This window comes from Duganella sp. BJB476 (genome assembly GCF_003416895.1).
GTDB lineage: Bacteria > Pseudomonadota > Gammaproteobacteria > Burkholderiales > Burkholderiaceae_D > Rugamonas.
This window is the reverse complement of sequence record NZ_QVIO01000001.1, coordinates 920136-933205: the sequence shown is the minus strand read 5'-3', so window position 1 is coordinate 933205 and position 13070 is coordinate 920136. Positions and strand designations below refer to the sequence as shown.

Annotated in this window: 15 protein-coding genes; 7 read left to right on the top strand and 8 right to left on the bottom strand. The window is 62.9% G+C overall.

What is annotated here, in order from left to right; genetic code table 11:
- Positions 1-10 precede the first annotated feature (10 nt).
- Together flgL and D0T21_RS04060 are read left to right on the top strand one after the other, a co-directional pair.
- Positions 11-922, top strand: a complete 912-nt coding sequence (flgL, locus tag D0T21_RS04065; RefSeq protein ID WP_116988535.1) for a flagellar hook-associated protein FlgL — start codon at positions 11-13, stop codon at positions 920-922.
- An 18-nt stretch (positions 923-940) separates the two neighbouring features.
- A complete protein-coding gene (locus D0T21_RS04060; RefSeq protein ID WP_116988534.1) occupies positions 941-1981 on the top strand; it encodes a hypothetical protein in 1041 nt (346 codons plus the stop codon).
- Between the two features lie 16 nt (positions 1982-1997).
- On the opposite strand, the gene D0T21_RS04055 is transcribed toward D0T21_RS04060, so the two are convergent.
- The 4 genes from D0T21_RS04055 to D0T21_RS04040 form a co-directional block, all read right to left on the bottom strand.
- Entirely contained in the window at positions 1998-4190 is a 2193-nt protein-coding gene (locus D0T21_RS04055; RefSeq protein WP_116988533.1) for a bifunctional diguanylate cyclase/phosphodiesterase, read from the bottom strand.
- 67 nt (positions 4191-4257) lie between these two features.
- Entirely contained in the window at positions 4258-4923 is a 666-nt protein-coding gene (locus tag D0T21_RS04050; protein WP_116988532.1) for an amino acid ABC transporter permease, read from the bottom strand.
- Between the two features lie 2 nt (positions 4924-4925).
- On the bottom strand, positions 4926-5732 hold the full coding sequence (locus D0T21_RS04045) for a transporter substrate-binding domain-containing protein (RefSeq protein WP_116988531.1): 807 nt from the start codon (positions 5730-5732) through the stop codon (positions 4926-4928).
- A gap of 26 nt (positions 5733-5758) precedes the next feature.
- Positions 5759-6175 carry a hypothetical protein gene (locus D0T21_RS04040; RefSeq protein ID WP_116994278.1) on the bottom strand — a complete coding sequence of 139 codons (417 nt, stop codon included), beginning with the start codon at positions 6173-6175 and terminating at the stop codon, positions 5759-5761.
- Positions 6176-6242: 67 nt separating this feature from the next.
- Between D0T21_RS04040 and D0T21_RS04035 the strand changes: the two genes are divergently transcribed.
- Positions 6243-6461: a DUF3460 family protein gene (locus D0T21_RS04035; RefSeq protein WP_116988529.1), complete on the top strand. Its 219-nt coding sequence runs from the start codon at positions 6243-6245 to the stop codon at positions 6459-6461.
- A 3-nt stretch (positions 6462-6464) separates the two neighbouring features.
- Here the strand turns inward: D0T21_RS04035 and D0T21_RS04030 are convergent, their stop codons facing one another.
- From D0T21_RS04030 to D0T21_RS04020, 3 genes are all read right to left on the bottom strand, one after another.
- Positions 6465-7028, bottom strand: a complete 564-nt coding sequence (locus tag D0T21_RS04030) for a DUF882 domain-containing protein (RefSeq protein WP_116989352.1) — start codon at positions 7026-7028, stop codon at positions 6465-6467.
- Between the two features lie 308 nt (positions 7029-7336).
- Positions 7337-7804: a hypothetical protein gene (locus tag D0T21_RS04025; RefSeq protein WP_147328022.1), complete on the bottom strand. Its 468-nt coding sequence runs from the start codon at positions 7802-7804 to the stop codon at positions 7337-7339.
- 120 nt (positions 7805-7924) lie between these two features.
- Positions 7925-8749, bottom strand: coding sequence for an EAL domain-containing protein (locus tag D0T21_RS04020; protein ID WP_116988527.1), 825 nt, complete (start codon positions 8747-8749; stop codon positions 7925-7927).
- 154 nt (positions 8750-8903) lie between these two features.
- Here D0T21_RS04020 and D0T21_RS04015 point away from each other — a divergent pair, with 154 nt between their 5' ends.
- A complete protein-coding gene (locus D0T21_RS04015) occupies positions 8904-9701 on the top strand; it encodes a class II glutamine amidotransferase (RefSeq protein ID WP_116988526.1) in 798 nt (265 codons plus the stop codon).
- Positions 9702-9707: 6 nt separating this feature from the next.
- On the opposite strand, the gene D0T21_RS04010 is transcribed toward D0T21_RS04015, so the two are convergent.
- Positions 9708-10181 (bottom strand): GNAT family N-acetyltransferase, encoded by a 474-nt coding sequence (locus D0T21_RS04010; RefSeq protein WP_116988525.1) that lies wholly within the window; start codon positions 10179-10181, stop codon positions 9708-9710.
- 371 nt (positions 10182-10552) lie between these two features.
- On the opposite strand from D0T21_RS04010, the gene D0T21_RS04005 reads away from it, so the two are divergent.
- The 3 genes from D0T21_RS04005 to D0T21_RS03995 all read left to right on the top strand — a co-directional run bounded on the left by D0T21_RS04005 (position 10553) and on the right by D0T21_RS03995 (position 13019).
- Positions 10553-11575: a sulfate ABC transporter substrate-binding protein gene (locus D0T21_RS04005; RefSeq protein WP_116988524.1), complete on the top strand. Its 1023-nt coding sequence runs from the start codon at positions 10553-10555 to the stop codon at positions 11573-11575.
- 83 nt (positions 11576-11658) lie between these two features.
- Complete coding sequence (locus tag D0T21_RS04000; protein WP_008449515.1) at positions 11659-11883, top strand: molybdopterin-binding protein; 225 nt, start codon at positions 11659-11661, stop codon at positions 11881-11883.
- A 263-nt stretch (positions 11884-12146) separates the two neighbouring features.
- Positions 12147-13019, top strand: a complete 873-nt coding sequence (locus tag D0T21_RS03995; protein WP_116988523.1) for a serine hydrolase — start codon at positions 12147-12149, stop codon at positions 13017-13019.
- Positions 13020-13070 lie beyond the last annotated feature (51 nt).

Here is a 13070-nt window from a genome sequence, read left to right as displayed (position 1 = left end):
GAGAGCCTGCATGCGCATCGCCACCAGCCAGTTCCAGGCCACCATGAACCGCGGCCTGCAAGACAACCAGAGCCATCTGGCCCAGATCACCGCCCAAATGGCGTCCGGCAACAAGATCCAGCTGCCGTCCGACGATCCGGTCACCAATGTGCGGCTGTCGCGCCTGACGCGCGAGGAAGCCATCGTTGGCCAGTACCGCGACAACATCGCGGCCATCAAGATCCGCCTGACGACCAACGAAACCTACCTGCAGAGTATGGTCAACGACATCACCCAGAGCCACGACCTGCTGGTCTGGGCCTCGGATGGCAGCAACACCCCCACCGACCTGAAGGCCATGGTCAACCCGATGAGCGCGCTGCGCGACAGTATCTTCTACAGCGCCAACGAAAAAGACCAGGAAGGCCGCTACATCTTCTCCGGCACCAAGACCGACACCCCGGCCATCACCTTCGATGCGACCGCCCCGATGGGCTCGCGCTACAGCTTCACCGGCAACCAGAACCAGCAGAAAACCGTGGTCGGCAACGGCATCACGCAGACCGCCAATGTCGACGTCAAGGGCGTGGACGACTTGCTCAACCAGATGGACACGACGATTTCCGAACTGGCCTCGCCGACGCTGGTGGTGGGCTCGCCCTCGCTGACCGCCGCGCTGGGCGCCAATATGGACGGCGCCAGCAGCGCGCTGGACCTGGTGGCCGGCAAGATCGCCGACCTGGGCGGCGCCCAGAACATCCTCGACACGCTGGACGGCAACCACGCCAACGTCAGCCTGTCGAACAAGTCGGCGATGCTGGACCTGGGACAGTTGGACTACGGCGACGCCGCGACCCAGTTGAACGGCTATAATCTGGCCTTGCAATCGTCGTACAAGGCCTATTCCAAGATCAGCAACCTGTCGCTGTTCAACATCCTGTAACTCCAGACTGAGCATCGTATGCAAATCTCGCCCAATTCCAACCCCACCGTCATTGTTCCTGGCAACGCCAGCAATGCCAGCGCGGTGGACGGCACCTCACTGGGGCTGCATGGCGAGAACGCAGCCACGGCCACCCCGGTCACGCCGACGCCGACTTCGGCGGCGCCGCTGCGCCGCGGCCTGAACAATTGGGACCAGCCGCTGCAAGGCGACATCTCCGGCGCCCAGCAGGCGCTCGACTTCCTGGAACAGAGCGCGGCCCAGCTGCGCAACCTGAAGGCCGACCTCAGCGCCCGCCTGGCCAACCGCCAGCGCGCCGACGGCACCCTGGACGCGCGCGTGCGCCAGTTCAGCAACAGCTGGCGCAACCGCAGCGCGGCCTCCGGCGGCACGCTGGACGCCCGCCTCAAATTCAGCAACAAGACCAGCACCACCCGCTTCACGGTGCGCGGCATGACCATCGGCAACCTGCGCACCGGCGGCCGCGAAGTGCTGGCGATCTCGCTGGGCGGCGGCCAGAACCTGCGCTCGGTGGTGCTCGAACCCGGCCTGAGCGACGAGGAAATCGCCCAGCGCTTCGACGACGCGCTGGCGCCGAGCGGCGTGCGCGCCGACCTCAACGAGGAAGGCCAGCTGGAATTCACCACCGCCGAATCGTCGTGGGCCAATATCCGCGACACCATCGCCGTGCAGGGCGGCGGCATCCGCTTCCCGACCGGCCAGCTGAACCGCGTGAAGGCCGAGGCCGAAGCGCCGGCCGTCGATCCCGACAGCTGGCAAACCTCGGACATGGACTCGATCCGCTCGACGCTGCAGCAAGTGGTGCAGGCGCTGGCGCAGGTGGAACAGGCGATCGCCTCGGTGCACACCGCGCTCAACCAGGTCAGCGCGCGGGTGCAGAGCGCCACGCCCAGCGACACCACCGACGGCATGGACCAGGTGGCGCAGAATTTCGTCTCGACCGCCAAGCAGCCCGGCTACCAGTCGCTGCTGTCGATCACTTCGGCGCTGGCGGGCATCAGCCGCGAACGCGTGATTTCGCTGCTGAGCCTGCGCTAGGCGGGCACACCCCGGCTCATTCCATCGCCAGCCGCGGCAGCCCGCGCCTGGCCAGCTCGGTCAACTGCTCGGCCGGCAACGCTCCCGCATACACAAAGCCCTGCGCATAGTCGCAGCCGGCCAGCGCCAGCAAGGCGCTCTGGGCCGCCGTCTCCACGCCCTCCGCCACCACCCGCAGTCCCAGCTTGTGCGCCATGACGATCAGCGCCTCGCACATCGCCAGGTCGCCGCTGTCGACCGCCAGGTGCTGGATGAAGCTGTGGTCCAGCTTGAGCAGGTCGATGCCGAAGTGCTTCAGGTGCGACAGCGAGGAATAGCCGGTGCCGAAGTTGTCCAGCGCCACCTGCAAGCCCATCTCGCGCAACTCGCGCAGGCGGTCGGCGACCTTGGCCATGCCGTCCATCAGCACGCCCTCGGTGATCTCGATGACGATGCTGCGCGGCGCCAGTTGCAGCTCGGCCGCGTAGTTCAGCCAGCCGACGTACAGGGCGGTGTCGCCGCGGAACTGCGCCGCCGACTGGTTGATGCTGACCTGGAAGCCCGGCCCCAGCTCGTCCTGCCAGCGGCGCGCCTGCAGGGCCGCCTGGCGGAACACCCAGTCGCCGATCTCCATCATCAGCCCGCCCGACTCGGCGTGCGGCAGGAACTCGGCCGGCGCCAGCAGGCCGCGCTGCGGATGGCGCCAGCGCAGCAGCGCCTCGGCCCGTTCGATGGTGCCGGTCTGCAGGTTGACGATGGGCTGGAAGTGCAGCTCGAACTGCCGCTGCGCCAGCGCCGAGCGCAGGTCCAGCGTGATCTGCTGGCGCGCCTGCGCCGCCAGTTGCAGGTCGGCCGTGAAGTAGCTGTAGCGGTTGCGGCCGGCTTCCTTGGCCGCGTACATGGCCTGGTCGGCGTGGCGCAGCAAGTCCTCCGGCGCCACCGCGTCCGACGGATACAGCGCGATGCCGATGCTGGCCGAGATCGACGGGTTGGCCGTGCCCAGCGCGAACGGCCGGTTCAGCAGCGCCAGCATGGTCTGCGTGATGCGCTCGATGCCGGAGGCCTGCTCGATGCCGGACAGGATCACGGTGAACTCGTCGCCGCCCAGCCGCGCCACCGTGTCCGAGCTGCGCACGCAGGCGCCGATGCGGCGCGCCGCCTCCACCAGCAAGGTGTCGCCATGCGCGTGGCCGAGGCTGTCGTTGACTTGCTTGAAGCCGTCCAGGTCGATGAACAGCAGCGCCAGCTGCAGGCCTTCGCGCTGCGCCTTCTTGACCTCCTGGCCCAGCCGGTCCTGGAACATATGGCGGTTGGGCAGCTCCGTCAGGTCGTCGAAATTGGCCTGGTGCCAGATGCGCTCGGTGGTCGCGCGGCTGTCGGTGATGTCGGTCACCAGCGCCAGCGCGCCCAGGTAGGTGCCCTCGGCGTCGAAGATGGGGTTGGTGGCCAGCGTGGCCCACAGCTCGCTGCCGTCCTTGCGCAGGAACTTGAATTCGTGGCGCTCGGCCAGGCCCTGCTGGCGCCGCGCGATATTGCGCTCCAGCAGGGCGCGGCCTTCGTCGTCCATGAAAGCCACCAGCGGCTGGTCCAGCATCTCCTCGATGCCGTAGCCCAGCATGTGCGCCATCTTCGGATTGACAAAGCTGGTGCGGGCGGCGGCGTCGATTTCCCAGATGCCCTCCTCGGCGCTGTGGACGATGCGGCGGAAGCGCTCCTCGCTGCGTTCCAGCGCCGCCAGCTTGCCCTCGGCCAGCTCCAGCACCACGCGGATCGCCTGGCCGCTGCTGTCGGCGCTGGCGCGCAGCGTGACCGGGAAGCCCTGCTGGTTGCGGGCCCGCGTCATCTGCAGCGAGCATTGCTCGGGATGCTGGCTGTTCAGCGCCAGCCGCACGAAGCGGTCGAAATCGTCATGGAAACGGGGCGCGATAAACTGCCGCAGCGGCACCTTGGCCGGGTTGTTGCGCGGCAGGCCCAGCAGGTCGGCCGCCACCACATTCATCTGCAAAATGGTGGTGTCGAAGCCGAGCACGAAATAGCCGACCGGCGCCAACAGGTAGACATCGTTGAAATAGGCTTGCTCGGCGCTGAGCTCGTCGGCCGTGGGCAATTCGGCGAACGGTTCCATCACCGCGCCTTCGTCCATGATAGCCATGCTGGTGAGCCCGTCGATGCGGGCCGCGGAGATCGGCTGCCTGCCGGCATGCAATTCGGTATTGTGCGTAGGCTTCATACCACCCCTTTGCGTAGGTGTTCAGACTAGCATCTAAGCCGCGCACTGTCGAGCGAACGGCGACGCCTCAGCGATGCGCGCGGTTCAAGCGTTGTTCTGCGCGCCGTTGCAGCGCTTCGAACAGCAGGCTCAGGGCCCAATAGATGACGGCGGCGGCCAGGTACAGCGGCAGCGGCCGGAAGGTGGTGGCGATCACCTCCTTGGTCGACAACATCAGTTCGGTCATGGTGATGACCGAGACCAGCGAGGTATCCTTGATCAGGCTGATCAGCGTATTGCTCATGGCCGGCACCGCGATGCGCAGCGCCTGCGGCAGCACCACGTGGTACAGCGTCGGCCAGTAGCCCAGTCCCAGGCTGTAGCTGGCCGCCCACTGCCCCTTGCTGACCGCGCCGATGGCGCCGCGCAGGCTTTCGGACAGGAAGGCGCCGGCGTTCAGGCTCAGCGCGAGAATGCCGGCCGTCACCGGCGTGAATTCGATGCCGATGCTGGGCAGGCCGTAGTAGATGACGAACATCTGCACCAGCAGCGGGGTGCCGCGCATCAGGCTGACGTACACGCTGGCCGGCCAGCGCAGCACGCGGTACGGCAGGATGCGCGCCACCGCCACCGGGAAGCCGATCAGCAGCCCGCCCAGCATCGACGCCATGGCGAAGATCACCGTATAGCCGGCGCCGCGCAACATGACCGGCGCGGCCTCCCGCAGCAACTCCAGCAGCCCCTGCCAGTCCATGCTCAGGGCGCCTTGCTGACGTCGGTGCCGAACCACTTCAGCGAGATGGCTTTCAGGCTGCCATCGGCGGCCGCGTCGGCCAGCGCCTTGTTCAATGCTTGCTTGAACTCCGGGTTACCCTTCTGGAAGGGTATGCCCATGCGTTCGACCGCGCCCACCTGCGCGCCGGCCTTGATCGGCAGCTTGGAAATTTTCAACAGGTAGGCCGACATCAGGCTGTCGTTGAGCGCCGCGTCGATACGGCCGCTGGCCAGGTCGGACATGGTGTCCGGCGCCGCCGCGTAGCTGCGCACCTCGATGCCCGGCACCGCCTTGGCCTGCTGCTCGTAGACGCTGCCCTGCCCCACGCCCAGCTTCTTGCCTTTCAAATCGGCCAGCGTCTTGTAGCTTGCCGGCTCGTTCTTGCGCACGATCAGCTGCGGCATCGAGTAGGTATACGGGGCCGAAAAGTCGAACGCCTGCTCGCGCTTGGGATTGATGCCGACCTGCGAAATGATCACATCGTATTTATTGGCCGACAGCCCGGCCAGGATGCTGGCCCACTCGCTGCTGACGAATTCCACTTTCACGCCCAGCTTGGCGGCCAGCAGGCGCGCCACGTCGACGTCGTAGCCGGCCAATTCGCCGCTCTTCTGGTCTTTGTAGTTGAACGGCGGATACGTGCCCTCCAACGCCACCTTGAGCGCGCCGCGCGCCTTGACCGTGGCCAGCAGGTCGGCCGCCGAGGCCGGCATGGCAGCCGCCGCCGCCAGGGTCAACGCCAACAACGCGCCTTGCACCAGCCTGAAAGTGAAATCACGTTTATGCATGGAGTTCCTTGTAAAAGTGGCGGGCGCTACCACGCGCCCATGCGGCGACGCAGGCCGAAATCATGGCCCACGACCAGGATGGAACTGGCGATCAGGCCGCTCAGTCCTATCATCAACTGTATCAGTTTATCGTCCGGCAGTACCCACAGCCGGCCCGGCGGCGCTTCGTCCACGCGCGCGGCGGCCATGATCAAGGGCGCCACCCATTCCGCATCGGGCGTAACATCGAGGATCAGGGCGCCGTCCTGCGTGGTCTGCATATAGATCTCGCCGCCCTCGGCCAGCGTGAAGCAGACGCCATAGCCGGTTTCATTCTTGGCGATATGTTCCTGCAGGCTGAGATCGTGCTCGGCTATCCACAGTTCCACATCGGCCGGGGTTTCCAGCCCGCTCCACGGCACCGGACGGAAGCGCGGTGGCGCTGGCTTGTCATCGTCTTGCATAGTCGTCCTGTTTTACTTGCGAAGTTGCTTACTAAGCGCCAGTTTAATCGATGGGAGGAAATACCCCATGAAATACAAATATCCCTACGGTCCCGGACGCCTTGAATACGAGTCCGAGTTCACCCGGTTCTTAAACGACTACCTGCGCCAGCACCCGGAAGTGCGGCGCGACCAGCAGCTGGGATGGCGCATATTTTGGGAGCGTCCGGTCGATCCGCAAAGCATAGACCGCGACCGCAAGGCCGAACTGAAGCCGACGGTTTATCACTCGTATTTTTACGAATGAAACTCAGCCCTTCCAAGTGCGCTTGAGGCCGGTATCCGCATGGATCCAGCCGCCGCGCGGACCGGCACGGTAGTAGAAGCCGACGCCGCCCTGGCGGAAGCTCTTGACGAGGCCGCCCAACACTTCGGAGTTCAGGTTGGCCAGGCGGATGTCGGCGGCGCGCCCTTCGATGTGCAGCGACTGGCGCGCGGCCGGCACGCCCGCTTCGCGCAGCTTCTGGTTGGAGGCCGGGGTACGGTAGCCGGACAGGATTTCCAGCGGCGTGTCGATGCCGTAGCGCGCCACGAAAGCTTGCGTGCCCCACAGCGTTTCAAACAGCTTGGGATCGATGAGCGCGGTCTCCTTGCCGTTGACGTCGCGCAGCAGGTGGCACAAGTCCTGGTAGGCCGATTCGATGATCTCGCCGTCCTTCCAGTACAGCAGCTTGGCGCGCTCGCCCGACGCCGGGCGCACCACGTCGATGGTGCGCGGCTTGAGCCAGAACTCCAGGTCCAGCGCTTGCGCGTCGAAGATGTCCGGTGGTGGCTCCAGCTCGCCGAAGCCGGAGGGCGCCGTGGCGCGCGGCATGCTGGCGGCCGGCTTGGCCTGGGCCACGGCGCTGCCTGCGCTAGCGGACGCGGCCGGATGCGGTGCCGGTTTCGGCGCCGCGGCCGTGCTGTGTTGAACGGTGCTGCGGGAGGCGCATCCTATCAGCGGCACCGATAAAAAACTCGCTCCCGCCAAGCCCAAACCCTGCTGTAAAAAATTTCTGCGCGTTGCCATAGCCTACCCGTGAAAACCAATGGGGACACTATAGCGTATGCAGGGGGAAATGAAAAAGGAAACAGGCCCGATTCCTTCAAAAAACCGGGCGCTGCCGGATGCTAACTCCGATGCTAGCGGAACGCCAACAGCACTACTTGTTCGGGTACGACTCGGCCGTCAGACAAGCTCTGCGACGGCACCACCATCGTCACCGAACCGCTCGCGCCGTTGCTGCCCTGCAGATCGATTTCCATTTTCAGCTGCCGGTCCAATGCCACATAATTATTGCGGCCGGTGGCGACGATCTTGTGCGCCGGACCTTGATCCACAAACGCGTACATATTCGTGCCGCGGGCGACGATAGAAAGCGTTTGCCCATTCGACAGCGAATATTTGGCCACCAGGTCGCGATAATCCTCCGGCCACATCTTGGAGTAAGCATCGGGCAATTCGATGCGGAGTTGACGTGCTGAGACCGGCACGCTGACGGTATCCTCGGACGGTTGTGCTTGCAATGCCGACGACAGGGCCAGCCCGCCCAATACAATAGCTAAGCATAGTGTTTTCATGATGTTCTTTCCCCGGTTAGGAAATTCCATTTAAGCAGCCACCGGAGAAAAAACAAATTCATTCTGTCTATCATCGACATCGCGACATATAAATTTAAAATGGCTCATGAATACCACATCATGCAGCTTAACTGGCTCATGAATACAAGCTCATGCGGCGGCGGCCTCCCGCTCGGTCACAAGCAAATCGGAACGCGGCTCATCCAGCAGATAGCCTTGCGCCAGCAATGGAATATTCGCTGCCTCGCCTAATTGGCGCAGCACCGCCAAGGCCTGCGTCGACTCCAGGCGCTTGAACACCACCGCCACGCCGGCCGCCGCGCTGCGCTTCAGCAAGGCCAGCAGCGTCTCGCTGTCATGCAGCTCGCGCGCATCGAGCTTGAACACATCGGGCCGCAAGCGATCCAATACGTGCAAGGCCTCGCGCGCGCTCGGCACGTTGACGGCGAAGCGGAAACCGTTGCGGCGGTAGTTGTCGGACACATAGTTCAACAACCAACCTTGCTGCGGCGAGGCCGCCGGCAATTGCAGCACCACCCGGTCCAGCGGCAGTTCCAGCGCGTCGAGGATGCGGCGGAAAGCGTGGCCGTGATTGCTGCTGACCGCGCTCAGCAAACGATCATGCACGTTCAGGTACAAGTCCTGCCCGCCCTCGCCCGCCTGGCGGAAGAAATTAATCGCGTGCAGCATGCGGCACAAACGATCGAGCTCGATCGACTCATCGTCGCTGGCCGCGTGGTCGAGCAGCTTCCACAGCGACAGGCCCTGGTCCTGCGCTGACACGCTGCGCGCCAGGCCTTCATATGCCTGCACCTGGCCCGACTCCAGCTGCCGGATCGGCTGGAAGGCGCTGCTCATGGTGCAATTGAAAAACCGTCCCTGCGCCTTGCCCTCGTGATCGAGCCAGATGCTGGAAGCGGCGCCGGTCGCGTCGGATAAACGCGCCAGGTATTTTTGCAGGATGGGAAATGACATGGAACTCCTCGACTGATGCGGACAATACCGACAGCGTAGGCCCGCGCGCGGCAAAGCAGAACGAATGCTTTCAGCTATGGATATGCCAAAACATTCGTTCCGCCCGGCGTGCGCGGCCGCTATCGTGGGTCATCATCACTCTCGCCAGAACACCATGTGCCAATTACTCGCCATGAGCAGCAGCAAACCCGCCACCGTCGACTTTTCCTTCGCCGGCTTCGCCCTGCGCGGCAGCGAGCACCGCGACGGCTGGGGCATCGCCTTGCATACGGCCAGCGGCTGCCAGCTCTACACCGATGCGCTGGCCTCGACCCACTCGCCGCTGGCGGCGCAGATCCGCAATAATCCGATCAAGGCCAGGAACGTCGTCGCCCATATCCGCAAAGCCACGCAGGGCCGCATCTCGCTGGAGAACAGCCATCCGTTCACGCGCCAGCTGTGGGGCCAGACCTGGTCGTTCGCGCACAACGGCGACCTGAAACTGTTCGACCCGAATCCCAGCCTGTACTCGCCGCACGGCGACACCGACAGCGAGCGTGCCTTCTGCCACCTGCTGTCCGGCCTGGCGCTGCGCTTTGAAACGCGGCCGCCGCGCCATGTGCTGTTCAACGCGCTGGAAACGCTGGCTGGCGAAATCGCCGACTACGGCACTTTCAATTTCATCCTGTCCAACGGCGAGCTGCTGTTCGCCCATTGCAGCACCGACCTGCATGTGGTGGTGCGCGAATACCCGTTCTCGGTGGCGCAGCTGATCGATTGCGACCTCAGCATCGACTTCAGCAAGCACAACCATCTGGACGACCGCATCGCCGTGATCGCGACCCAGCCGCTGACCTCGAACGAAGCGTGGACCCGCTTCGCGCCGGGCGAGCTGAAGCTGTTTGTCAACGGTCTGGAGGTGGGAGCGGCGCCGGTGCGGCGCCAGGAGTGGGAGTTGGAGATTTGCTGCTGAGTTGACTTACAGGGGATTGCAGTTGCAGAAGCGCTTGCGCTTGCTACCGTCCGACGCCTCGGCGCCGGCGTCCAGCTGCTTCCAGAAGAACACCGTTTCGACACCATACGGCGAACGCACCTTGCCGGCATCCACATAACCACGGTTGGCAAAGAAATCCTGGCCGGTGGCCGTGCTGTGCAATTGCAGCGCCTTCACGCCCCAGCTGCACGCCTGCTCCTCCATGCGCGCCAGCAGCGCCTTGCCGACACCCTGGCGGCGCGCCTCCGGCAGCAGATAGCACAAGGCCAGCTTGCCGGCGCCGGTCAGCAGCGCGACGCCGACGACGACGCCTTCGCTCAACGCTACCAGCGAAAAATTCGTCGGCGAACTGAACCAGTTCGCCACCATCTGCGGAGTTTTGTTGCCTAGCCAGGCGTCCAGGATGGCGGGATCGTTTTTATGATCCAAATCGCAGCATTCCGTGATCGAGCGGCGCAACACCGTGCATGCCGCATCCGCATCTGTCGAAGCAGCAATACGAATTTCAAGACTCCGAATTTCAAGACTCATGTACGCTCACAAATATTCCCGATAGCAAAAATGAAGCGCTACGCCGTGTCACCGCGCGCCTTCTTCAGTGCCTGAAACCCACTATACACCAAGCAGCAAAAGCCGTTGCGGGCACGCCCGATTGACTCTCACAGCCTAGTTGTTGGCCCTGTTTTTGCCCACGAATGTTTTCAAAAATCGTTATGCGGTTTTTACTGAAAACCTCGTGACTAACATCCTTCTAAGCATATTACGAAAAATTCGTATCTTTTCCGGGCGAAATTTTACACCATGGGCGCCTGTTATTACGAAAGCTCATTATGACCACCAAAAATCCTGCTCGCCGCGCGCTGATCTCCTCCTTCCTGGCCGCCTCCGCCGTCATGCTGGGCCTGCCATTGCAGGCGAATGCGGCTGAAACCGTGCTGCTGAATGCGTCCTACGACGTCGCGCGCGAGCTGTTCAAGGACATCAATCCCGTCTTCGTGGCCGACTGGAAGAAGAACACAGGCGAAACCATCAACGTCAACCAATCGCACGGCGGCTCGTCCAAACAGGCCCGTTCGGTGGCCGATGGCATGGAAGCGGCGGTCGTCACCATGAACCAGGCGAACGACATCGACATGCTGGCCGACAAGGGCCTGGTGGTGCAGGATTGGGCCAAGAAGTTCCCGCATAACGCGGCGCCTTTCTATTCGACCATGGTGTTTTTGGTCCGCAAGGGCAACCCGCAGCAGATCAAGGACTGGGGCGACCTGGCCAAGCCCGGCGTCAAAGTCATCGTGCCGAATCCTAAAACCTCGGGCAACGGCCGCTACACCTACCTGGCGGCCTGGGGCTCGGTGCTGAAAAAAGGCGGCTCCGAAGCGCAGGCGCGCGACCTGGTGGCTAAAATCTTCAAGAACGTGCCGGTGCTGGACGGCGGCGGCCGCGGCGCCACCACCACCTTCACCCAGCGTGAAATCGGCGACGTGCTGGTGACCTTCGAGAACGAAGTGAACCTGGTGCGCGCCGAGTTCGGCAACAACTTCGAGGTGGTGTATCCGGCGATATCCGTGCTGGCCGAATCGCCGGTGGCGGTGGTCGACAAGGTGGTTGACCGTCGCGGCATCCGCAAGCAGGCCACCGGTTACCTGAACTTCCTGTACACCGAGCAGGCGCAGGACATCATCGCCAAGCACTATTTCCGCCCGCGTTCCGAAGCGGCGTTCAAGAAGTACAACGCAAACTTCCGTCAAATCACGCTGTTCACGGTGGATGACGTCTTCGGCGGCTGGAAATCGGCGCAGAAGAAGCATTTTGACGACGGCGGCGAATTCGACAAGATCTACCAGACCAAATAAGGATATACGGACAGATTCGTTTGCAAACGGCCTGACTGCCCGTAATCTGGAAGCGTAGTAACCAACCAGACAAAGGAAGCACGATGGCCATTTCTGAAATTAACGTACGTAACCAGTTCCGCGGCAAGATCAAGGAAATCATCTTTGGGCCGGTCGTGTCGGAAGTCGATGTGGAAACCCAGCACGGCATCGTCACCTCGGTGATCACCTCGCGCTCGATTCATGACCTGGATTTGAAAGTCGGCAGCGAAGTCATTGCCCTCGTGAAATCCACCGAAGTCTCGATCGCCAAGATCAGCAGCAACTAAACCCTTCCGCCCGGCCGCCGCCGCGGCCGTCAGCGACCAAGAAAGCCCTGAGCCATCCCGTCTCAGGGCTTTTTTGCTTAGATACGCCTTAAGCAGAGTTGGCGACACAAAATAAAAGGAATCGTGGAGTTACATTCAATAGACGAGAAACCACTTTAATGTTATCTTCTATCCTCAGGAAATATTGCCGCATAGCTAGACTAGTTTTGCGCCGCGTCAACTAGTGACGCCCGATACACTCCTCACTCCCTAGAATACCTAACATGCTCAAGAAAATTGTCGCTGTATTGCTGAGTTCGTTTACCGCGGCTGCGCTCGCGGTACCACTCGGCTCGCAGTCGGTGCTGGTCGTCGAAGACGGCACCGGCAAAGTGCTGCTCGAAAAAAATTCCAACGTTCAAGTACCGATCGCCTCGCTGACCAAGCTGATGACTGCGATGGTGGTGCTCGACTCCAAGCCGGACATGGATGCCCCCATCAGCATCGATAAAACCGACGTGGACATGCTCAAGCACAGCACCTCGCGGGTGCCGGTTGGCGCCGAGCTGGCCCGTCGCGATGCGCTGCAACTTGCACTGATGTCGTCAGACAACCGCGCCGCCGCATCGCTGGCTCGCACCTATCCAGGCGGCCCCGCCGCGTTCAAATTGGCGGTCAACGCCAAGATCAAGGCACTGGGCCTGACCCAGACCGTGATCGAAGAACCGACCGGCCTGTCGCCGAATAACCGCTCGACCGCGACCGACCTGGTCAAGATGGCAACCGCTGCCTCGGCCTATCCTGACATCCGTCGCATCACCACCGACACCAAGGACGTGATCAATATCAAGGGGCGCCAGGTGGAGTACCACAACACCAACCGACTGGTCGGCGCCAAGGGTTGGGACGTCGGCCTGTCGAAGACAGGCTACACCGAAGAAGCCGGCCGCTGCCTGATCATGCGCTTCAAGTCGGCCGGCAAGAACGCCACCCTGGTGTTGCTCAACGCCAAGGCCAACTCGGCCCGTTTGATGGATGCCTTCAACATCCGCCGCTTCGTTGCCGGCCCGGATGGGGAACCAAAAGTTATGAAGGCTTCGGTCAGCCGCCACAAGAAAGCCGCCAAAACGGCCAAGCGCCACCGCCGCGCAGCCTGATCTTTTCAGCCTGCCGAAGCGACAACCGGACCCGAGGGTCCGGTTTTTTTT

Excerpts from the sequence above, each read along its gene's own strand:
- D0T21_RS04060 (WP_116988534.1), top strand. The coding sequence starts at position 941 with ATGCAAATCTCGCCCAATTCCAACCCCACCGTCATTGTTCCTGGCAAC.
- D0T21_RS04000 (WP_008449515.1), top strand. The coding sequence starts at position 11,659 with ATGGCCATTTCTGAAATTAACGTACGTAACCAGTTCCGCGGCAAGATC.
- D0T21_RS04040 (WP_116994278.1), bottom strand. The coding sequence starts at position 6,175 with ATGCAAGACGATGACAAGCCAGCGCCACCGCGCTTCCGTCCGGTGCCG.
- flgL (WP_116988535.1), top strand. The coding sequence starts at position 11 with ATGCGCATCGCCACCAGCCAGTTCCAGGCCACCATGAACCGCGGCCTG.
- D0T21_RS03995 (WP_116988523.1), top strand. The coding sequence starts at position 12,147 with ATGCTCAAGAAAATTGTCGCTGTATTGCTGAGTTCGTTTACCGCGGCT.
- D0T21_RS04050 (WP_116988532.1), bottom strand. The coding sequence starts at position 4,923 with ATGGACTGGCAGGGGCTGCTGGAGTTGCTGCGGGAGGCCGCGCCGGTC.
- D0T21_RS04035 (WP_116988529.1), top strand. The coding sequence starts at position 6,243 with ATGAAATACAAATATCCCTACGGTCCCGGACGCCTTGAATACGAGTCC.
- D0T21_RS04025 (WP_147328022.1), bottom strand. The coding sequence starts at position 7,804 with ATGGAATTTCCTAACCGGGGAAAGAACATCATGAAAACACTATGCTTA.
- D0T21_RS04045 (WP_116988531.1), bottom strand. The coding sequence starts at position 5,732 with ATGCATAAACGTGATTTCACTTTCAGGCTGGTGCAAGGCGCGTTGTTG.
- D0T21_RS04020 (WP_116988527.1), bottom strand. The coding sequence starts at position 8,749 with ATGTCATTTCCCATCCTGCAAAAATACCTGGCGCGTTTATCCGACGCG.
- D0T21_RS04005 (WP_116988524.1), top strand. The coding sequence starts at position 10,553 with ATGACCACCAAAAATCCTGCTCGCCGCGCGCTGATCTCCTCCTTCCTG.
- D0T21_RS04015 (WP_116988526.1), top strand. The coding sequence starts at position 8,904 with ATGTGCCAATTACTCGCCATGAGCAGCAGCAAACCCGCCACCGTCGAC.
- D0T21_RS04055 (WP_116988533.1), bottom strand. The coding sequence starts at position 4,190 with ATGAAGCCTACGCACAATACCGAATTGCATGCCGGCAGGCAGCCGATC.
- D0T21_RS04030 (WP_116989352.1), bottom strand. The coding sequence starts at position 7,028 with ATGCCGCGCGCCACGGCGCCCTCCGGCTTCGGCGAGCTGGAGCCACCA.